General features: G+C 63.3%; 21 protein-coding genes. 12 read left to right on the top strand and 9 right to left on the bottom strand.

Annotation, left to right across the window (positions count from 1 at the left end):
* The first annotated feature begins 2 nt into the window (after positions 1 to 2).
* The 6 genes from ACX80O_RS05780 (at position 3) to manD (ending at position 5,635) form a co-directional block, all read left to right on the top strand.
* Positions 3 to 890, top strand: a complete 888-nt coding sequence (locus ACX80O_RS05780; RefSeq protein ID WP_459305092.1) for a carbohydrate ABC transporter permease — start codon at positions 3 to 5, stop codon at positions 888 to 890.
* A 3-nt stretch (positions 891 to 893) separates the two neighbouring features.
* Positions 894 to 1,418 (top strand): gluconokinase, encoded by a 525-nt coding sequence (locus ACX80O_RS05785; protein ID WP_459332832.1) that lies wholly within the window; start codon positions 894 to 896, stop codon positions 1,416 to 1,418.
* On the top strand, positions 1,408 to 2,553 hold the full coding sequence (dgoD, locus tag ACX80O_RS05790; protein ID WP_459332833.1) for a galactonate dehydratase: 1,146 nt from the start codon (positions 1,408 to 1,410) through the stop codon (positions 2,551 to 2,553). The genes ACX80O_RS05785 and dgoD overlap by 11 nt, the downstream gene beginning before the upstream one ends.
* A gap of 70 nt (positions 2,554 to 2,623) precedes the next feature.
* Positions 2,624 to 3,265 (top strand): bifunctional 4-hydroxy-2-oxoglutarate aldolase/2-dehydro-3-deoxy-phosphogluconate aldolase, encoded by a 642-nt coding sequence (locus tag ACX80O_RS05795; RefSeq protein ID WP_459332834.1) that lies wholly within the window; start codon positions 2,624 to 2,626, stop codon positions 3,263 to 3,265.
* A gap of 154 nt (positions 3,266 to 3,419) precedes the next feature.
* Positions 3,420 to 4,361: a sugar kinase gene (locus ACX80O_RS05800; protein ID WP_459305088.1), complete on the top strand. Its 942-nt coding sequence runs from the start codon at positions 3,420 to 3,422 to the stop codon at positions 4,359 to 4,361.
* A gap of 44 nt (positions 4,362 to 4,405) precedes the next feature.
* Positions 4,406 to 5,635 carry a D-mannonate dehydratase ManD gene (gene manD / locus ACX80O_RS05805; RefSeq protein ID WP_459332835.1) on the top strand — a complete coding sequence of 410 codons (1,230 nt, stop codon included), beginning with the start codon at positions 4,406 to 4,408 and terminating at the stop codon, positions 5,633 to 5,635.
* Positions 5,636 to 5,652: 17 nt separating this feature from the next.
* Here manD and ACX80O_RS05810 read toward each other — a convergent pair whose 3' ends face one another.
* Both ACX80O_RS05810 and ACX80O_RS05815 read right to left on the bottom strand, forming a co-directional pair.
* Positions 5,653 to 6,303, bottom strand: coding sequence for an NADPH-dependent F420 reductase (locus tag ACX80O_RS05810; RefSeq protein ID WP_459332899.1), 651 nt, complete (start codon positions 6,301 to 6,303; stop codon positions 5,653 to 5,655).
* Between the two features lie 57 nt (positions 6,304 to 6,360).
* On the bottom strand, positions 6,361 to 6,729 hold the full coding sequence (locus ACX80O_RS05815) for a hypothetical protein (RefSeq protein ID WP_459305086.1): 369 nt from the start codon (positions 6,727 to 6,729) through the stop codon (positions 6,361 to 6,363).
* 213 nt (positions 6,730 to 6,942) lie between these two features.
* Between ACX80O_RS05815 and ACX80O_RS05820 the strand changes: the two genes are divergently transcribed.
* Complete coding sequence (locus ACX80O_RS05820; RefSeq protein WP_459332836.1) at positions 6,943 to 7,671, top strand: FadR/GntR family transcriptional regulator; 729 nt, start codon at positions 6,943 to 6,945, stop codon at positions 7,669 to 7,671.
* 126 nt (positions 7,672 to 7,797) lie between these two features.
* Here the strand turns inward: ACX80O_RS05820 and rbsD are convergent, their stop codons facing one another.
* From rbsD to ACX80O_RS05835, 3 genes are all read right to left on the bottom strand, one after another.
* The gene (rbsD, locus tag ACX80O_RS05825; RefSeq protein WP_459332837.1) at positions 7,798 to 8,205 is read right to left on the bottom strand and encodes a D-ribose pyranase; all 408 of its coding nucleotides are present in this window, start codon (positions 8,203 to 8,205) and stop codon (positions 7,798 to 7,800) included.
* A complete protein-coding gene (locus ACX80O_RS05830; protein WP_459332838.1) occupies positions 8,202 to 9,170 on the bottom strand; it encodes a ribokinase in 969 nt (322 codons plus the stop codon). The genes rbsD and ACX80O_RS05830 overlap by 4 nt, the downstream gene beginning before the upstream one ends.
* 96 nt (positions 9,171 to 9,266) lie before the next feature.
* Positions 9,267 to 9,557 (bottom strand): hypothetical protein, encoded by a 291-nt coding sequence (locus ACX80O_RS05835; RefSeq protein ID WP_459332839.1) that lies wholly within the window; start codon positions 9,555 to 9,557, stop codon positions 9,267 to 9,269.
* A 307-nt stretch (positions 9,558 to 9,864) separates the two neighbouring features.
* Here ACX80O_RS05835 and ACX80O_RS05840 point away from each other — a divergent pair, with 307 nt between their 5' ends.
* From ACX80O_RS05840 to ACX80O_RS05850, 3 genes are all read left to right on the top strand, one after another.
* Positions 9,865 to 11,370 (top strand): sugar ABC transporter ATP-binding protein, encoded by a 1,506-nt coding sequence (locus ACX80O_RS05840; protein ID WP_459332840.1) that lies wholly within the window; start codon positions 9,865 to 9,867, stop codon positions 11,368 to 11,370.
* 13 nt (positions 11,371 to 11,383) lie between these two features.
* Entirely contained in the window at positions 11,384 to 12,394 is a 1,011-nt protein-coding gene (locus tag ACX80O_RS05845) for an ABC transporter permease (protein WP_459332841.1), read from the top strand.
* 145 nt (positions 12,395 to 12,539) lie between these two features.
* Positions 12,540 to 13,532 carry an ABC transporter substrate-binding protein gene (locus ACX80O_RS05850; RefSeq protein WP_459305079.1) on the top strand — a complete coding sequence of 331 codons (993 nt, stop codon included), beginning with the start codon at positions 12,540 to 12,542 and terminating at the stop codon, positions 13,530 to 13,532.
* A 105-nt stretch (positions 13,533 to 13,637) separates the two neighbouring features.
* On the opposite strand, the gene ACX80O_RS05855 is transcribed toward ACX80O_RS05850, so the two are convergent.
* From ACX80O_RS05855 to ACX80O_RS05870, 4 genes are read right to left on the bottom strand one after another with little or no spacing between them, the layout of a single operon-like run.
* On the bottom strand, positions 13,638 to 14,474 hold the full coding sequence (locus tag ACX80O_RS05855) for an amidohydrolase family protein (RefSeq protein ID WP_459332842.1): 837 nt from the start codon (positions 14,472 to 14,474) through the stop codon (positions 13,638 to 13,640).
* Entirely contained in the window at positions 14,471 to 15,442 is a 972-nt protein-coding gene (locus tag ACX80O_RS05860; protein WP_459332843.1) for an aldo/keto reductase, read from the bottom strand. The genes ACX80O_RS05855 and ACX80O_RS05860 overlap by 4 nt, the downstream gene beginning before the upstream one ends.
* The gene (locus ACX80O_RS05865; RefSeq protein ID WP_459305076.1) at positions 15,439 to 15,762 is read right to left on the bottom strand and encodes an L-rhamnose mutarotase; all 324 of its coding nucleotides are present in this window, start codon (positions 15,760 to 15,762) and stop codon (positions 15,439 to 15,441) included. The genes ACX80O_RS05860 and ACX80O_RS05865 overlap by 4 nt, the downstream gene beginning before the upstream one ends.
* Before the next feature lie 4 nt (positions 15,763 to 15,766).
* Positions 15,767 to 17,086, bottom strand: coding sequence for an enolase C-terminal domain-like protein (locus ACX80O_RS05870; RefSeq protein WP_459332844.1), 1,320 nt, complete (start codon positions 17,084 to 17,086; stop codon positions 15,767 to 15,769).
* Positions 17,087 to 17,298: 212 nt separating this feature from the next.
* Here ACX80O_RS05870 and ACX80O_RS05875 point away from each other — a divergent pair, with 212 nt between their 5' ends.
* Both ACX80O_RS05875 and ACX80O_RS05880 read left to right on the top strand, forming a co-directional pair.
* Positions 17,299 to 18,195: a fumarylacetoacetate hydrolase family protein gene (locus ACX80O_RS05875; RefSeq protein ID WP_459332845.1), complete on the top strand. Its 897-nt coding sequence runs from the start codon at positions 17,299 to 17,301 to the stop codon at positions 18,193 to 18,195.
* A complete protein-coding gene (locus tag ACX80O_RS05880; protein WP_459305073.1) occupies positions 18,192 to 18,974 on the top strand; it encodes an SDR family NAD(P)-dependent oxidoreductase in 783 nt (260 codons plus the stop codon). The genes ACX80O_RS05875 and ACX80O_RS05880 overlap by 4 nt, the downstream gene beginning before the upstream one ends.
* The last annotated feature ends 1 nt before the right edge of the window (position 18,975 follow it).

Below are 18,975 nucleotides of genomic sequence, written 5' to 3' on the forward strand. Positions count from 1 at the left end.
TCATGAGCACGATCACCCCCCACCGCGCCCAGGGCAGTATCCGGCCCACCGGTATCCCGAAGCGCAGGAAGAAGCCCCTGCGCCGGCAGGGCTACAAGATCTTCCGCATTGTGGCGCTGACCCTTGTGGTCCTGGCGTTCATCGCCCCGCTGGTGTGGATGTTCCTTGCCTCCCTGAAGACCAACGTGGACATCTACGACGCGTCCAAGACCCTGGTCTTCACCCCCACCACCGCCAACTACGAGACGGTGCTGGGCCGCAACAACTACTTCTCGTTTGTGTTCAACAGCTTCTGGGTGGCGTTCGCGTCAACCGCGCTCTCGCTGATCATCGGTGTCCCGGCCGCCTATTCCATGAGCCGGTTCGCGATGCGCCGGTCGGCGCTGGTGGTCCTGATGGCCCGCATCATCCCGGGCGTCAGCCTGCTCGTGCCCTGGTACTACGTGTTCTCGAACCTGTCGCTGGTGGGCGGGTACGGGGTGCTGATCCTGTCGCACATGTTCGTGGCCCTGCCGCTGATCGTGTACATCATGATGTCCTACTACGACTCCATGCCTCTGGAACTCGAGGAGGCGGCCCGGGTGGACGGGCTCACCCACATCGGCGCCTTCCTGCGGATCACCCTGCCACTGTCCATCGGCGGCGTGGCGACGGCCGGGATCCTGTCCTTCATCTTCTCGTGGAACAACTTCATGTTCGCCCTGGTGCTCTCGGGTGCTGAGACGAAGACCCTGCCCGTGGCGATCTTCAACTTCGTTGCCTACGCCAGCATCGACTGGGGAGGACTGATGGCCGCCTCAGTGGTGGTCACTATTCCGATCATGGTCATCGCCCTGTTCACCCAGAAGTACATCGTGTCCGGCCTGACCGCCGGCGCGACCAAGGGCTAGACCATGGCACACACATCAACCCTACCGATCGTGGTGATGGGGGTGCAGGGCTCTGGCAAAAGCACCATCGGGTGCCTGCTCGCTGAACGTCTCGGCGTCGGATTCGTTGACGGCGACGACCTGCACCCTGTGGACAACAAGGCCCTGATGGCTGCCGGCACCCCGCTGACCGACGACAACCGGCTGCCCTGGCTGCACACCGTCGGCGCGGTGCTCGCCGACGAGAGCCCGGACGGCGTCGTCGTCGCCTGCTCGGCCCTGAAGCACGCCTACCGGGACCTACTCCGCGGCCATGCCCCGGAGCTGGTGGTCGTGCACCCGCACGGGACCATGGAACTGGTGGCCGCGCGGATCTCGGCGCGCGAGCACGAGTACATGCCGCCGTCGCTGTTGGCGTCCCAATACGAGAGCCTGCAGACCCTGGGCGACGACGAACGTGGCCTGACCGTCGACCTGTCCCTTCCGCCGCAGGCAATGGTTGACCACATTGTCGCGTACCTCACCGAAAGCACCATTCATGCGCATTAGCAGGATTGAAACCTTCCTGGTCCCACCGCGCTGGCTCTTTGTCAGGGTGGAGACCGACAGCGGCATCGTCGGGTGGGGCGAGCCCGTGGTGGAGGGACGGTCCGAGACGGTGCGGACCGCCGTCGAGCAGCTGTCCGAACTGCTGATCGGCGCCGACCCGCTGCGGATCGAGGACCACTGGCAGGTCATGACCAAAGGGTCCTTCTACCGTGGCGGAGCGATCCTGGCCAGCGCCGTCGCCGGCCTGGACCAGGCCCTGTGGGACATTGCCGGGAAGTCTCTCGGTGTGCCGGTGCACCGGTTGCTCGGCGGGCACGTCCGCGACCGGATCCGGATGTACGGCTGGGTGGGCGGCGACGAACCCGCCGAGGTAGCCGATGCCATCTCCGCGCAGCTTGAGGTGGGACTGACCGCCGTGAAGATGAATGCCAGCGGCAGGATGAGCCCGCTCGGCAGCGTCGCTGAGATCGACGCCGTGGTTGAACGGGTTGCCGCGGCCCGCGAGGTGCTCGGCCCGCACCGCGACGTCGCCGTGGACTTCCACGGCCGCTTCACCCTCGCCAACACGCGGCGGGTCGCGCCGCTGCTGGAACCGCTGCACCCGTTCTTCCTGGAGGAGCCGACGGTGCCGGAAAACTCGCACCTGATCGGTGGCCTCACCGGCTCCACCAGCATCCCGATCGCCACCGGGGAGCGGCTCTACAACCGGCAGGAGTTCCTCCCGGTGCTGCAAGCGGGGATCGCCGTCGCGCAGCCGGACCTCTCCCACGCCGGCGGCATCACCGAGGTCCGCAAGATCGCGTCCCTGGCCGAAATCTACGATGTGCAGCTGGCGCCGCACTGCCCGCTGGGGCCGCTGGCGCTCGCCGCTTGCTTGCAGGTGGGCTTCGCCACGACGAACTTCCTGATCCAGGAACAGAGCATCGGCATCCACTACAACCAGGGCGCCGAGGTGCTCGACTACGTCCTCGACAAAACTCCGCTGAAGTTTGTGGACGGGCATGTGGAGCGCCTCACCGGTCCGGGCCTCGGGATCGAGATCGACGAGGCAGCAGTCCGCCGGGTGGACAAGAGCGGTCACGCCTGGCGGTCACCCGTATGGCGGCACGACGACGGTTCCTACGCCGAGTGGTAGACCGGCCAGGTAAACCCGAGTGGATAAGCCGCGTGGCAGCCGGCCTCCCAGCCCGACGAAAGGACCACCCATGTCTGACTTTCTTGCAGGACTTTCCAGCTCCCGCCTGCTGGCCATTATCCGCGGCACCGACCGGGACGCCTCGATCCGCGTCGCCGTCGCCCTGGTGGAGGAGGGGATCCGCTACCTGGAGGTGTCGCTGAACACGCCCGACGCAGTCGACGTCATCGCCGCCGTGCGCCAGGAAGTGGGGGACCGGGCGACCGTCGGTGCCGGAACGGTCCTGACCGCCGACGACGCCGGGCGGGTCGCTGCCGCCGGCGGGCAGTTCGTGGTGACCCCGGCGGTGTCGGCGTCGGTGGCCGCGGCGGTGCGGCTCCAGCTGCCGGTGATTGCCGGTGCGTTGACACCCACCGAGGTGTTCACGGCGGTGGACCAGGGTGCCACCGGCATCAAACTCTTCCCGGCCTCCCTCGGCGGGCCGCGCTACCTCTCGGCCCTGCGTGACCCTTTTCCTTTGATTCCGTTTGTGCCGGTCGGTGGAGTGGACGAGGCTGCAGCGGCCGATTACCTGGCCCGCGGTGCCGTCGCCGTCGGGGTTGGCTCGCCGCTGGTGGGGGACTCGGCGTCGGGTGGGGACCTCGCTGCGTTGCGCCAGCGGGCACGGCGGTACCTGGAGCTTGGCTTGGGGCGGCGGTTGCCGGATGAGTGAGGGCACTGACAGCGGTCCGTTCGGGGATGGTCCCGTCCCAGATGAGGGGGCCGGGCGAGGGAGGCCCTCAGGAAATGTGCAGGCAATGCCTGCACTGCATGCACCTGGGGAAGGCGAAAGTGCAGGCACTGCCTGCAATGCATGCACTTTAAAAATGGACGTGGTTACCTTCGGTGAAACGATGGCGTCCCTGCGCGCTGCTGGGTTGTTGCGGGCCGGGGGAGCGATGACCATGTCGCTCGGCGGTGCAGAAACCAACGTCGCGATCGGCCTGTCCCGGCTCGGCCACCGGGTGAGCTGGGTGGGTAGGCTCGGCGCCGACGAGGTGGGCACCTTCGCGCTGCGGACCCTGCGGGCCGAAGCTGTGGCGACCGACGGCGTCGTCATCGATTCTGCCCGGCCGACGGGGCTGATGCTGTTGGAGAAGCGGATCGCCGATGTATCACGTGCCGCCTACTACCGGGCGGGTTCCGCGGGGTCGGCGCTGTGCATCGACGACCTGCGGGCGTCGCTCGACGGGCACCCGCGGATCCTGCACCTGACCGGGATCACCCCGGCGCTGTCCAGCAGCGCCGCGGCGGCGACACTGTGGGCTGCGGTCGAAGCGAAGCGTCGCGGAATCCTGGTCAGTTTTGACGTTAACTACCGTGCAAAGTTGTGGACCGTTTCCGACGCCGCGGCAATCCTGGGCCCATTGGCGGAGCTGGCCGACTTCATCATTGCCTCCGACGACGAACTTGCCCTCGTGGCTCCCGGTGTCCCGGAAGCCGAAGCCGTGGCGGGCCTGCACCGGCGCGGGGTCAGGGAGGTCATCATCAAGCGGGGCGCGGCGGGCGCTTCCGCCTATGCCGCCGGGGAACCGGCGATCCACCAGGGGGCGCTACCGGTCCCCGTGGTGGACACGGTGGGAGCGGGGGACGCATTCACTGCCGGCTACCTGTCCGCCTTCCTGGACGGAGAACCGACTGCCGGGCGTCTGCTCCGCGGCGTCACTCTCGGGGCGTTCGCCGTCGCCGGTTCCGGAGACTGGGAGAACCTGCCCTACCGCAGCGAGTTGAGCCTGGCCGCGCAATCCGCCGGCAGCACCATCCGCTGAACAGTCCTGTTCAACTACAGCAGTTCGTACCAAGGAGATCCCAGTTGAAGATCAAGAGCGCAGAAGTGATCGTGTCGAGTCCGGACCGGAACTTCGTCACCCTGAAGATCACCACCGAGGACGGCCTGACCGGGCTCGGCGACGCCACCCTGAACGGGCGTGAGCTCGCAGCCGCCGCCTACCTTGAGCACCACGTGGTGCCGCTGCTGATCGGGCGTGACGCGCACCGGATCGAGGACACTTGGCAGTTCCTGTACCGGGGAGCGTACTGGCGTCGAGGGCCGGTGACCATGGCGGCAATCGCTGCCGTCGACGTCGCACTCTGGGATATCAAGGCGAAGGCCGCGGGGATGCCGTTGTACCAGTTACTGGGCGGCGCATCCCGGGACGGTATCCGCGCGTATGGTCATGCGAGCGGACGGGACATTCCCGAAATTCTCGACTCGGTACGGGAGCACCTGGACCTGGGCTATAAGGCCATCCGCATTCAGACCGCCGTGCCCGGTATCGACGCGGTCTACGGGGTGGCAGCCCAGCCCAGCGCCGGTGGCACCCGGTACGACTACGAGCCGGCGCAGCGGGCAGCACTTCCCGCCGAGGAGGACTGGGATACCCGCGCCTACCTACGCCACATTCCGACAGTGTTTGAGGCGGTCCGCAGCGAGTTCGGCCCGGAACTGCCACTGCTGCACGACGGGCACCACCGGATGACGCCGATCGAGGCCGCGCGGCTGGGTAAGTCGCTGGAACCGTATGACCTGTTCTGGCTGGAGGATTGCACACCGGCGGAGAACCAGGAGGCGCTGCGGTTGGTCCGGCAGCACACCACCACGCCGCTGGCCATCGGCGAGGTGTTCAACACGGTGTTCGACTACCAGACCCTTATCCGTGAGCAGCTGATTGACTACGTCCGCTCGGCCGTCACCCACACCGGCGGAATCAGCGCGCTGAAGAAAATACTCGACTACGCGGCGCAATACCAGATCAAGTCGGGCATCCACGGGCCCACCGACATTTCACCGGTCGGGATGGCCGCGGCGCTGCACCTGGACCTGGCGATCCACAACTTCGGGATCCAGGAGTACATGCGCCACGGTGACCTCACCAACGAGGTGTTCCAGCAGTCGTTCTCCTTTAAGGACGGCTACCTGCACCCGGGCGAGCAACCCGGGCTCGGCGTCGAACTGGACCTCGACGCCGCCGCGGCGCACCCCTATACGCCCGCCTACCTCCCCTTCAACCGGCTCAAGGACGGGACCATCCACGACTGGTAGCGGACCGGCGCTGGCTTCTAGCCCATGTCCGCGTAGCGTTTCGCCTGGGCGAGCGCATCCCGCAGTTGGCCGGCATCAAATGCTGGACCATAGCCCGGGGTGTCCCGCTGGAAGCGCCAGCCCTCAGCCAACGCCCCGGCGTCGACAGTGTCGAAGCCGAACTCCGAGATCAGAGCGGCGACTGCCTGTTTGGCATCAGCCGAGTCGCCGGCGATGGGGAGTGCGCGGCGCCCCGGAGTTCCAGTCGGCGTGCCCTTGGTAGTGAGGTCGGAGGAGTAAATATTGTTGAACGCCTTCACTACGTGCGAGTGCGGCAGATGATCCTGCAGCAACTCACTGGTGGTGGTGGTTTCGGCGTCGAGCACGTCGATCTGCCCATCGCGCTCCGGATAATAGTTGCCGGTGTCAATAACGATCTTGCCGTCGAGCGGCTCGACGGGAACCGAGTCAATGTTTTTCAGGGGGATGGTCACGACGACGACGTCTCCGGCCGCCGCTGCCTCGTCAACCGTCCCCGCTCGGGCCGAGGTCCCCAGCTCGGCGATCAAGTCCGTAAGGGTTTCGGGTCCGCGTGAGTTGCTCAGGACAACGTCGTATCCCTGAGCCACGGCGAGCCGGGCCAGCTGTGAGCCGATGTTGCCGCTGCCAATCAATCCGATGGTTCTGATCTGGTTAGTCATGCACGGTACAACAGCCGCCGCGGCTGAGTATTCCTGATCCGCGATTCAGGCGGGGTATGCCGCTCGCAGTTCGCGCATGCTGAGCTTGCCGCACTGTTCAAGCGGCGGCAGGAGGCCAAGCACGGCGTCCAGGTCGTGGCGTTCCAGGCGGGACTTCAGTACCCCGGCCAAAGCGGCGAGCTGCTCGAGCCCAAGCATCTTGCTGGAGCTCTCAATACTGAGGATGACGTCCATCAGTCGGGCTTCGTCGCGGGCTTCGGCGGCACGAGTCAGCCGATAGAACCGCTGGTCCCACATACCGATGGAGATCTGGACGAAGGCCTGGCACGCCACCGGGTTCTCCAGTTCGCGCTCCAGCCGGTCCAGGGCGCGCGGCGAATGAAGAGGCAAAGCTTCAATGGCGTAGTCGATCATGGTGTCCTCTTCTTTCCCGTTGGATAACAGGCTAAAAGAACACAGCGGTGGTGTAACGAGTGGTGGCTACTCGATTCGGCGCCGGGCGGTACGCGGGTGAGTGCACAGTCAGCGCGGATGACGGCATTCATAGGCCATCCAAGATGGCGAAGGACGCGTGAAGTAGCACGCCTTGCGGACCTGGAAAGGTTTGCTGACGACTAGGATCTGTTTATGGCTCTCACCGACGACGCGATCACCAAAATCAAGGACATGATCCTTGGCGGGCAACTGTCGGCGGGCGACCGGCTTCCTCCCGAAAAGGAACTGAGCGAACAGCTCGGCCTCTCACGCAGTTCGCTGCGCGAAGCGGTCAAGGCGCTTGAGACCATCCGTGTGCTGGACGTACGCCGCGGCGATGGCACCTATGTGACCAGCCTCGAACCCAAGCTGCTGCAGGAGTCAGTATCGTTCATGGTGGAACTACACAGCGACACCTCGGTGATGGAGCTGCTGGAGGTACGGCGCATCCTCGAATCGTCAGCGGCCTTTATTGCCGCAAACCGGATCACAGCCGGCGATATCGCCCGGCTGGGCGCCGAGATTGACGACGTCGATGCCAGTTCGGTGGAGGACCTCCTCGACCACGACCTGCGGTTCCATGGAATCATCGCTGAGGCTGCTGGCAACGCGTATCTGGCGGGACTGCTCTCCGGGCTCAACAGCCGAACCGTGCGGGCCCGTATTTGGCGCGCACTCACGCAGCAGAACGCGGTCGAGCGAACCCTTGCCGAACATCGCGCCATCGCGGCCGCCCTGGAAAGTGGCGATGCGGAGCTGGCGCGGGCTGCTACGGTGGTCCACATCAGCGGCGTCGAGCAGTGGCTACGCGCGGCCCTCTTGGCGGACCCAACCCGCCGGTCGGGCAATGCTGACTTCGACGAAACGAACCGGCCGGGCTAACGTCCCCACTGTTCACTTCTCCTCCGTGACCTTCTCTCGCCGCGAGGGCGGGGGACAGCCTGGGCCCGGGAGTACCTGGCAATCACGAGATCCACCGCCCCCGGTCAATCAGCTCGGCCTGGTGGATCACCCGTAGGCGACGCCCGCCTGAAGAATCACGTTGGCATAAGGCGTGAATTCGCCCGAGCGGACCGCGGCACGGGCAGCTACGGTCATTGCCTTGAAATCGGTGTGCGGTACGAACAAGGGTCTGACCCCCGCCGTTTCCAGCCGTTCGAGAATACGCTCGAGCAGCTCGGGACTGTGATCCTTGATTTCAGCGGCCAGAATTGCACCTTCGATCACCACCTCGGACAGTACAGCGTCGAGGACTTTCAGGAACGGTGGCTCTCCTGGGAGGTAGGCCAGATCCACACGTTCCACATTACGAGGGATGGGCAGGCCAGCATCGGTAACGGCCAGGAGATCGGTGTGTCCCACCGCCGAGATGATCCCTGACAGTTGAGGGTTCAGGATTCCGGGATTTTTTCTCATGTGGATGCTCCATCCGGGTCAGTCTGCGTTGCAAGGAAGGCACCCACCTCGTCGGAGGTGGGAAGGCTGCTCGAGGCGCCGTATTTCGTGACAGCCAGAGCGCCAGCCGCCATAGCCCGCGCGATCGAGTCGTCGACACTCAGACCGGCCGCCAGCGACGCACCGAAATATCCGGAAAATGCATCTCCCGCGGCAGTGGTATCGACGGGGACGACCGAGTAGGCCGGGAAGACGGTCTCGCGGTCCTTCGCCACAAGGACTGCGCCGGCTGAAGCCATCGTGATGATGGCGTTCCTCACCCCCCGGGCCAGGAACCAATGCCCAGCTTCCACTGCTGACGCAAAATCAGTCACTTCAATACCCGTGATGAGGCTCGCCTCGGTTTCGTTTGGAGTCACATAGTCCACGGTGCCCCAGGCGTCCTCGGGGAGGACAGCCGCCGGTGCCGGGTCCAGGATGACGGTCAGCCCTGCTGCACGACCGGCACGGACTGCGTGAATAGCGATCTCCTGGGGGATCTCCAACTGGGTCAGCAGTACCGAAGCGCGGGACCTGAGACGGCCGATTGCGCCGTCAATTTGTTCCACGCTGAGGAGGCTATTCGCCAGCGGCACCATCACGATGTCGTTCTCGCCTGACGCATCGACGCGGATGTGAGCGATACCGGTTGGAGCGTTCACCACCCGCAATTCGGAAGTGTCGACCCCATGAGTCCTCAACCCCCCACCGACGAGCTCCTGAAACAGATCGTTGCCAATGCAACCGACCATGAAGGAATCAGTTCCAGCAAGCCCACTGGAAACGGCTTGGTTGGCGCCCTTCCCGCCAAGCAGCAGGGTGAACTGATCGCCCAGAATTGTTTCTCCCCTCTTGGGGAGCCGCTCAGAAAACGTGGTCACGTCGGCTGTCACGCTCCCGACGATGATCACACCAGCATTCGGGGGGTCCGGCGGGTCCTTGGCCATGGGGTTCCTTCTTCTCGTCCTGCACGGCTATGCGTCGTTCGGCTACGGGTAGCTACGACCTAGTATAGGTCGGATGTTTAGTGCGGTTTGATGGATCTAACCGCCATCAATCGATCGCGAATGTAACGGTTGGCGTGGGCTCCCAGCCCGGCCGAAGCGGTCCATAGGTTTTTTCATGGCGCTGTAGATCACACCGCGGAGGTGGCTTGATTCCAGTTCGTGAACTGTTTCCAGGCATCGTCCAAGCAGTGCCTCACCTGCGGCGACGACGTCGTCCTCGCTGCTTAGATCCGTAGCTGCGGTGAGCTCGAGTGACGCGGTTGCAGTCAGGACGTGGCCGGCGAGGGATTTCTTGGTGGACGTGGTATCGAAATCTGTCAGGTTCATCAGCGGTATTTCCAGTAGGTCGAAATCCGCTTTAGCGGTCCGTCGGATCGAGTTCTCGATTGACGGGCCGTCCTGTGAGCAAGTCCAAACCCGTGCGTGGCATCCGATGAGCATGCGTCTCCTTATAACTATTTGCAAACATCCGACCAAAACTGTGCGCTACGTCATATTTACCCTTACTCTAGTTATGAATCATCTGAAGATACATCCAGATACAGGCCGCTCTCCCTGGGCCTGTCAGCAGGGGTACCTTCGGTTCGGGCGCGGAAGCGATCGAGAAGTGTCCTTCGATGAGGCAGGAGCGTCAGTGAGCGAAACACTGTTGAAGGTTGAGGGGATAAGCAAAAGCTTTCCCGGCGTGCAAGCGCTCAGTGATGTCCAGTTCGATGTGAACCGTGGAGAAGTCCTCGCGCTGGTAGGCGAAAACGGGGCCGGTAAGTCCAGTCTGATGAAGATTCTCTCCGGGATCTATGCAAAAGATGCTGGCACCATTTACCTGGAGGGGCTGCCGGTGGAGATCCACGGCCCCCGCGACGCTCAGGAACTGGGAATCATCATTGTTCATCAGGAGATGAACCTGATGCCCCACCTCACCGTCGCCCAGAACATCTACATCGGACGCGAACCACTCCGAATGGGACTGCTGGACGAACGCGGTCTCAACAGGCAGACCGAAGAGCTACTGCAACGGCTGGCGATCACCGAGATTGTGCCGGGGGACCTGGTGGAGGACCTGACGGTGGCCAAGCAGCAGATGGTCGAAATTGCCAAGGCTCTGTCCTTCGACGCGAAGGTCGTCATTATGGACGAACCGACGTCGGCTCTCACCAGCGCGGAGACGGATACGCTCTTCCGACTGATAGGCGACCTCAAGGCCTCGGGGATAGGGATCATCTACATTTCCCACCGGATGGAAGAACTTAAGCGGATTGCCGACCGCATCACGGTCCTGCGGGACGGTAAGTACATCGGCACTCGGGACAAAGCAACGGTGGACCAGCACGAGATCATCAAAATGATGGTGGGCCGTGAGATCGATGAGAATGCGCGGCCTGCGAGCATCCAGCGGTCCAACGTCGACGATGTCGTCCTGCGGGTCGAGAACCTCAGTACCAAGAAGCTGCTGCGGGACGTGAGTTTTGAACTCCGGCGAGGTGAGATTCTCGGATTCTCTGGACTCATGGGCGCCGGCCGGACTGAACTAGCCCGGGCGATCATCGGAGCCGATCCCATCATCGCCGGAAAGATTTTCATCAACGGTGATGAGACCCGCATTAGCCAGCCAGCCGACGCTGTCCGCCAGGGCGTGGGTTACCTATCGGAAGACCGCAAGGCCCTCGGCCTGCTGCTCGACCGGGATGTCAACACCAACATACTCCTCTCATCCCTGGGCCAATACGCGAATCCGTTCGGGTTTATGCGGACCGGTCCAGGCAAAGGGACATCAAAGAAATACATCGAGCAACTCCGGATCAAGACTCCCTCGATGTTCGCCACCACGAAGAATCTCTCCGGTGGAAACCAGCAGAAGGTAGTCATTGCCAAATGGTTGGCGAGGGACTGCGACATCCTGATTTTCGACGAGCCCACCCGCGGGATTGACGTTGGTGCCAAGGAAGAGATTTACCGGCTGCTCAACGAACTTGCAGACCGCGGAAAATCGATCATCATGATCTCCTCCGAACTGCCTGAAGTGCTCCGGCTGTCCCACCGCATCATCGTGATGGCGTCCGGTCGTATCACCGGGGAGATAGACAGCGAAGGCGCCGATCAGGCCAAAATCATGGACTATGCCACGAGAATGACGCAGTAGGGAGCACATCAGAATGAGTAAAACTTCGACATCGGCGCCGTCAAGGCTGGCTCCGGAACGGCCAGGCGCCAGGCAGGCATCATTCCTGCGTCAGCGGCTACAGCAATCGCTGGCATTCGGCACCCTGCTGGTCCTAATGCTGTTCTTTTCGCTAGCCAGTGAAAATTTCTTCTCCTGGAGTAACATTTCCGGCATCCTGCTGGCAACGGCGGTGATCGGCATCCTGGCGTTCGGCACCACCCTGGTGATCGTCACCGCGGGCATCGACCTGTCTATCGGAACGGGCATGACCTTATGTGCCGTGGTGACCGGAATCTTGCTGGTCAACCTGGAGTTGCCACTGCTGGTGGGAGTGCTGGGCGGAATAGCCACTGGCGCCCTGATGGGATTCATCAACGGCGTCAACGTATCGATCTTCGGCCTGCCCCCGTTCATCGCCACGCTCGCCATGATGCTGATTGCCCAGGGTCTGGCGCTGGTCATTTCCGGCGTCCGCCCGATCTATTTCAGCAACGTGGAAGGTTTTCGGGACATCTCCCTGGGCCAGCTGGTACCCGGGCTGCCGAATGCGGTCCTCATCCTGTTCATCATGGGGATAGTGGCGTACCTGCTTCTGAGCAAGACACTTCTGGGCCGGTACACGTTCGCTATCGGCAGCAACGAGGAAGCAACAAAAATCTCGGGCGTGGACACGAAAAAATGGAAGATCCTCATCTACACCGTTGCTGGCGTGTTCACCGGCATCGCCGGAGTGGTCATCGCGGCCCGTCTCGACTCAGCTCAACCCCAGCTAGGCGTTGGATATGAGCTGCAGGCCATAGCCGCCGTCATCATCGGCGGCACCTCCCTCATGGGAGGCAGGGGGTCCATCCTCGGTACCCTGATCGGCGCGCTCATTATGAGCGTCCTGATCAACGGGCTGCGCATCATGTCCGTGCAGACCGAATGGCAGAACGTCGTCGTCGGCGTCGTGATTCTGGTCGCCGTCTTCACCGATTCCCTCCGGCGCCGCCGTGAGGTCTAACACCGTTGGCCAACCATCACGATGGCGCCCGAAAAGCTTGACAGCCAGGGCATCCAGCCATCACCTGTAGGCCGACACGATTTTACGTCTCACCCCACACCGAAGGTCGGCACCGATGCCAGCCGGACACGAAAATGGAGAAATCATGAAATTTGGAAAGAAAGCACTCGCGGCAGGTTTGATGGTCTCGGCCCTCGCACTGAGCGCCTGCGGTGATTCAGCTGGCAGCACCGATTCGGAACTCGACTCGGCAGGGACTGGCGACGAGCTTTACATCGCGATGGTTTCGAAGGGGTTCCAGCACCAGTTCTGGCAGGCTGTCAAACAGGGCGCCGAAGAGAAGGCAGAGGAACTTGGCGTCGAAGTGACGTTCGAGGGCCCCGCATCGGAAACCGAAGTAGATGCGCAGCTGCAGATGCTTCAGGCGGCCATCGACCGCGCCCCCGACGCCATTGCCTATGCGGCACTCGACCCCGAAGCCTGTGTTGCGTTGATGGATGAAGCCGAATCGGCGGGCATCCCGGTGGTGCAGTTCGATGCTGGCTGTGCGAGCGACTACCCGGTCAACCTGGCCCAGACCAACAGCAAGGACGCTGGGGCGCTCGCCGCAGACAATATGGCTGAGCTGATCGGGGGATCCGGCGAAGTCGGGATCGTCGGTCACAGCCAGATCAACAGCACCGGAGTGGAACGCAGGGACGGTTTCGTGGAACGGATGGAGTCCGAATACCCGGATATCACTGTTGTTGACATCCAGTACGGGGACGGCGACCACCTGAAATCAGCCGATATCGCGAAGGCCATGATCCAGTCCAACCCCGACCTCAAAGGCCTCTACGGCACAAATGAGGGCTCCGCGATCGGCATCGTCAATGGCGTCAACGAGCTCGGACTTGAACCGGGCGAGTTGAAGATCATCGGATTCGACTCGGGCAAGGCACAGACCGACGCCATCAAGAGTGGAGTGATGGCCGGTGCTATCACCCAGGACCCGATCGGTATGGGAGCCGCAACTGTTGAGGCCGCGATGAAGGCGATCGAGGGTGAAGAGCAGGAGCCCATCACGGATACCCCGTTCTACTTCTATAACGCAGACAACATCGACGATCCGGAAATCGCTCCGGTTCTGTACGAATAGGAAACAACGACCGTTGATGGCCTCCGCACCCGCGGGGGCCATCAACGGTCAAGCCTCGATTGGCTCCGGCACAATTCAGGGTCGCACTCCAGCTGAGGGGCGTTTCTACAGGGTGTTTCTCCGGTACGTGCGCGTGGCGGTTCCCGCAAGCACGGCCTCCTGCTCGGCGGGGCTCAACGAACCAATCAGAGTCTTCAGCACTTCCCACGTCGGCTGGTACCCACCGAAGGGTACGGTCATGGGCCAGTCTCCGCCGTACATCAGGCGGTTCGGGCCGAATAATTCCAGGGCCGTGGTGAAGACAGGCTCGAGCAGTTCAACACTGCACCCCGCGTGAGGAATCTGCAATCCCGAGAGTTTCGCCACGGTGTTGGGCGAAGCAGCACAGCGGGCCAGTTGCTCCCGCCACCTGTCCCAGGCGTCGGCGTCAACGGGTGGCGGCTTTCCTAGGTGGTCCACCACCACGGTTAGGTCGGGCAGTGCGGCGGCCAGGTCTGCCGTGGCAGAGAGGTGACGGGGGAACGCGTCGGGGACGTCCAACGGGAGCCCGGCCGCTGCCACCAGTGCAAGCGATCGCCGGACCTCCGGCAGCGCCAAAAAACCGTCCCGCGGGTCGTCGTGGACCAGGTGACGCACGCCGGTAAACAACTGATGGTCCATCCACCGCTCCAGCTGGGCGGCCGCCGTGCGGGAATTGTCCAGTCGGACCCACCCCACAACTCCGCGGATCCAGGTGTTAGCCTCCGCCGTAGCGAGCAGGAACGCGGTATCGTCGACCGAGTCGTCAGCCTGGACCAGGACAGCCTCCGCGATACCGGCCCGGTCCAACTCGTCTCGTGCCTGTGCTGCCGTGAAGTCGCGGTGCAGCGCACCAAGATGCGGTGTGATCCAGTCATAGCCGCCCCGGCTGAGGTCCCAGAGGTGGAGGTGCGCGTCGATCATGCGGTGCTGGACTCCGGAGGAACCAGGCCTTGAGCGGCGAGGTCCGCCCAGAGTGCTTCGGGTATGGCTGCGGCCATATTGGCGATATTGCTGGACATCTGATCGGCCCCGTGGGCACCAATCACCACACTGCACACGGCTGGGTGTCGCAGCGGGTACTGCAGGGCGGCAGCGGGTAACTCGACACTGTATCGGCGGCAGATGCCAGCCAACAGTCGCGCCCGGTGGAGCAGATCGGCCGGGGCCCGCTGATAGTTGTAGTGGGCCGTCTCCGGAACCGCGCTCCTCGCCAGGATGCCGGAGTTGAAGACCCCCGCCGCGACTACCCGCGTGCCCCGCTCCTCACAGAGGTGGAGCACGGTGCCGAGGGCATGCTGTTCCAGCAGCGTGTAGCGTCCGGCGAGCATCACGACGTCGAGCTCGGACTCGGCGAGCAGCGCGGCGACGGCTTCCGCCGAGTTGGAACCGACGCCGACCGCCTGGACCAGACCCTCGGCCTTGAGCTTCTGCAATGCCGGAAGCGCGGTCGAAAGGGCGGCTGCCAGCCCGTGCGCTTCCGGATCGTGCAGGTACAGGACATCCACCGAGTCGACGCCGAGCCGGGTAAGCGATTCCTCCAGGCTGCGGCGGATGCCCGCCTCCGAATAGTCCCACCGCCTGAGTGTGCGGGCCTCAACGTCGAAACCCTCGGTGTCCCTGTTCCCCGGCTGAAACTGGGGATTGTCGACCAGAAGGCGGCCAACTTTGGTAGAAAGCACGAAGTCTGAACGTAGTTTGGTTCGCAGGAATGCACCAAGCCGTTTCTCGGAGAGACCGAGCCCGTAATGCGGTGCGGTGTCGAAATAGCGAATGCCGCCGTCCCAGGCTGCGTCGAGCGTTGAGACGGCTTCGTCGTCGTCAATCCTCGAGTACAGGTTCCCCAGCGCGGCGGCTCCGTAGCCTAGGGTGCCCAGCGCAAGCGTGGTCATCGCTGACGTAGACCCCAGACCAGTGGAATGCCGCGGTCTTCACCGGAGTAGCTGTCCTCGATCTCCAGCAGCTCGGACATCCGGGCTTGCCAGGGGAGGTTGGCTGGGTGCTCCGCCAGGAACGTTCGCATGCGGGAATAGTCGTCGACCTCGATGACGTGGAACAAGTCCCGGCCGCTGCGCCAGATGCGCCAGTTGTGGACACCAATCTGGCGCATCGCCTCATCAAGTTCGGCTGGAATATGCTGGTGGATCCGGTCATAGTCCGCCTCTTTGCCCGGTTTGAGCCGGGTGTGCACCGCAATTGTTTCGCTTTTCATGATGTCACTTTGCCATAGTCAGGGTGGCGGTCGACCACACCGGTCCGTCAGGGAACGCAAACTCGACGAGGGAGGCTGCCTTCATCTCGCTACCGCCTCCCGGGACCAGCGGGGCCCGGTAGTGTCCATGGTGCAGCTCGACCGGGGCGATGAAGTGCTCGTGCAGGTGATCGACAAATTCGATCATCCGGTTCTCCTTCGTGCCGGACACTGCTACGAAGTCGAACATCGATAAATGCTGCACAGCTTCACACAATCCAACGCCGCCAGCGTGCGGGCAGACCCGTACTCCAAACTTGGCGGCCAGGAGCAGGATGGCAATGTTTTCGTTCACCCCCGCCACCCGCGCAGCGTCCAGCTGTAGGACTTCCAGCGACCCGGCCTGCAGCATCTGTTTGAAAATGATCCGGTTCTGCGCATGTTCGCCGGTGGCGACCGGAATTGGGGCGATGGCCTTCGCGATGGCCGCGTGGGCCAGGATGTCGTCGGGGCTGGTCGGTTCCTCCACCCACGCGATATCGGAATCCGCCAGGGCCTTGACCCAGGCGACGGCCTCAGCAGTGTCCCAGCGCTGGTTGGCGTCGATGGCAATCCGCATGGCGGGCCCGCATGCCGCGCGGGCTACTTTCAGCCGGCGAATGTCGTCCTCCAGGTGGGCACCAACCTTGAGTTTGATCTGGTGGAACCCTTCCGCCGCCGCCTCCCGGCACAGGCGGGCAAGTTTTTCGTCGCTGTATCCGAGCCAGCCCGGTGTGGTCGTGTACGCCGGGTACCCCTCGGCGAGCAATTCGGCTTCCCGCGCGGCTCGTCCGGGGTGGGCAGCACGGAGGATAGCAAGGGCCTCCGCCTCGGTGAGGGCATCGGTCAAATAACGGAAGTCCACCAGGGACACCAGCTCCTCCGGTGTCATCCGGGCGAGTAGTTTCCACAGGGGCAGGGCTGCACGCTTGGCCTTGAGGTCCCAGAGGGCATTGATCACGGCGCCGATGGCCATATGCATTACCCCTTTCTCCGGACCCAACCACCGGAGCTGGGAGTCGTACACCATGCTCCGGGATACAGCACCCATGTCAGCGAGGAGGTGCTCCGCGTTCCTGCCTTTGACGAACGGGACCAGGGCTGCCAGGGCGCCAGCCACGACGTCATTTCCGCGACCAATCGTAAAGACGAAGCCGTGGCCTTCGTGACCGTCCCCGGCGTCGGTCTCAATCCTGAGGTAGGCGGCCGAATAGTCGGGATCAGGATTCATCGCATCCGAACCGTCCAGCGACGTGGAGGTGGGGAAGCGGACGTCGCTGATCGAGACGGCTGTGATGGTACTCACTGACTTGACTCCCTTGCTGCGGCCCCGGACGATACCTTCTGGCGTGGCCCAGGTGCTCCTGAGACTAGACATCCGATGTCTACCTTGTCAACGTCGACAGATTCTGTATTCTGGATCATGACAGGCGACGGCGTCGCGAGGTGTCCCGGCAAGCGGCGCCACCAGGTTTGGTACACCAGGGTTCTAGGTAGGAAGAAGTTAGGGAGCAACGAGTGAAACTGATCAGAATCGGCGAGCCAGGCGTGGAGGCTCCTGCCGTCCTTAACACAGACTCGTCAGGGGTCGAAAAGACGTATGATCTATCTGGTCTGACTGCCGATATCGACGGCGGGTTCCTCGCGGATGACGGCATTGAACGAACCCGGCAGGCGTTGGCTGAGGGAACGCTGCCGGAGCTGCAGCACGCCGGCCGGATCGGTTCGCCCATCGCCAGGCCGCAAGCAATTATTTGTGTCGGCATGAACTACGCAGCACACGCAGCTGAGTCAGGTTCGGAGCCGCCGACTCTACCCATTATTTTCCTGAAAACCCCCAACACCCTGGCAGGTCCCTACGACCCCACTGTCCTTCCACGGAACAGCACCACCACCGATTGGGAGGTGGAGCTCGGCGTCGTGATCGGACGGCGGGCAAGCTACCTGGAATCGCGCGAGCAGTCGGCCGATCATATCGCGGGCTATCTGGTAGCCAACGACGTTTCCGAACGGACGTTCCAACTGGAGGAATCCGGTGGTCAGTGGTCGAAGGGCAAGTGTGCACCCGGGTTTTCGCCGCTGGGACCCTGGCTCATCCCCGCTGACGAGGTGGATCCTGGCAGGTTGGGTCTCCGCTGTTGGGTCAATGGTGAACGGCGTCAGGATTCCAGCACGGCGGACATGATCTTCCCTGCCGATTATCTGGTGCACCACCTGAGCCAGTACCTCGTCCTTGAGCCAGGAGATGTGGTGCTTACCGGAACGCCTCAAGGAGTGGCGCTGTCCGGCAGATTCCCGTACCTGAAACCTGGTGACGTGGTGGAGGTTGAAATCGACGGGCTCGGACGACAACGGCAGGTAATTGCCGGCGTATCCCAGCTCGACGCGCCCGGAGAACCGGTGAGTGGGCGGTGACGGCGGATTTCACCGGTCTCGTCGCGTTGGTCACTGGAGGTGCATCTGGAATCGGTGCGTCGACGGCCGCCCGGCTCGCCGCCGACGGGGCTTCGGTTGCAGTGCTGGACCTGAACCCGGATGACGCGGCACCGGACCACCTGGCGCTGCAGTGTGATATCGCCGACGACGGATCGGTCCGCGCCGCTATCGACGCAGTGATCGGGAAGTTCGGGCGGCTGGATATCGTGGTGAATAACGCCGGAATTGGTGCCCAGGGCACGGTGGCCGATAACGACGACAACGAATGGCATCGCGTCCTCGACATCAATGTGTTGGGAATTGTGCGGGTGACCAGGGCGGCGCTGCCCTACCTGCGCGAATCGCCGTCGGCCGCCGTCGTGAACGTCTGCTCCATCGCCGCTACGGTGGGCCTTCCGCAGCGAGCCCTGTACAGCGCGAGCAAGGGCGCCGTCCTGGCTCTGACCCTCAGTATGGCCGCCGACCACGTGGGCGAAGGCATCAGGGTGAACTGCGTGAACCCCGGAACGGCGGACACCCCCTGGATCGGAAAGCTGTTGGCGAAAGCTGACGACCCCGCAACGGAACGTGCGGCGCTCAACGCCCGCCAGCCACACGGACGATTGGTCCAGGCAGATGAAGTCGCTGCCGCCATTGTGTACCTGGCGTCGCCGGCCGCCGGATCGACCACTGGAACGTCCCTAGCCGTCGACGGCGGAATGCAGGGTCTACGCCTGCGCCCTGCGGCGCCAACACCCGACCTATTCAAAGGAGAATGAG

The organism is Arthrobacter glycogeni (genome assembly GCF_054511155.1).

Bases quoted from the DNA above. Each gene is read 5' to 3' on its own strand.
- ACX80O_RS05780 (WP_459305092.1), top strand. From the start codon at position 3: ATGAGCACGATCACCCCCCACCGCGCCCAGGGCAGTATCCGGCCCACC.
- ACX80O_RS05785 (WP_459332832.1), top strand. From the start codon at position 894: ATGGCACACACATCAACCCTACCGATCGTGGTGATGGGGGTGCAGGGC.
- dgoD (WP_459332833.1), top strand. From the start codon at position 1,408: ATGCGCATTAGCAGGATTGAAACCTTCCTGGTCCCACCGCGCTGGCTC.
- ACX80O_RS05795 (WP_459332834.1), top strand. From the start codon at position 2,624: ATGTCTGACTTTCTTGCAGGACTTTCCAGCTCCCGCCTGCTGGCCATT.
- ACX80O_RS05800 (WP_459305088.1), top strand. From the start codon at position 3,420: ATGGACGTGGTTACCTTCGGTGAAACGATGGCGTCCCTGCGCGCTGCT.
- ACX80O_RS05815 (WP_459305086.1), bottom strand. From the start codon at position 6,729: ATGATCGACTACGCCATTGAAGCTTTGCCTCTTCATTCGCCGCGCGCC.
- ACX80O_RS05820 (WP_459332836.1), top strand. From the start codon at position 6,943: ATGGCTCTCACCGACGACGCGATCACCAAAATCAAGGACATGATCCTT.
- rbsD (WP_459332837.1), bottom strand. From the start codon at position 8,205: ATGAGAAAAAATCCCGGAATCCTGAACCCTCAACTGTCAGGGATCATC.
- ACX80O_RS05830 (WP_459332838.1), bottom strand. From the start codon at position 9,170: ATGGCCAAGGACCCGCCGGACCCCCCGAATGCTGGTGTGATCATCGTC.
- ACX80O_RS05835 (WP_459332839.1), bottom strand. From the start codon at position 9,557: ATGAACCTGACAGATTTCGATACCACGTCCACCAAGAAATCCCTCGCC.
- ACX80O_RS05845 (WP_459332841.1), top strand. From the start codon at position 11,384: ATGAGTAAAACTTCGACATCGGCGCCGTCAAGGCTGGCTCCGGAACGG.
- ACX80O_RS05850 (WP_459305079.1), top strand. From the start codon at position 12,540: ATGAAATTTGGAAAGAAAGCACTCGCGGCAGGTTTGATGGTCTCGGCC.
- ACX80O_RS05855 (WP_459332842.1), bottom strand. From the start codon at position 14,474: ATGATCGACGCGCACCTCCACCTCTGGGACCTCAGCCGGGGCGGCTAT.
- ACX80O_RS05860 (WP_459332843.1), bottom strand. From the start codon at position 15,442: ATGACCACGCTTGCGCTGGGCACCCTAGGCTACGGAGCCGCCGCGCTG.
- ACX80O_RS05865 (WP_459305076.1), bottom strand. From the start codon at position 15,762: ATGAAAAGCGAAACAATTGCGGTGCACACCCGGCTCAAACCGGGCAAA.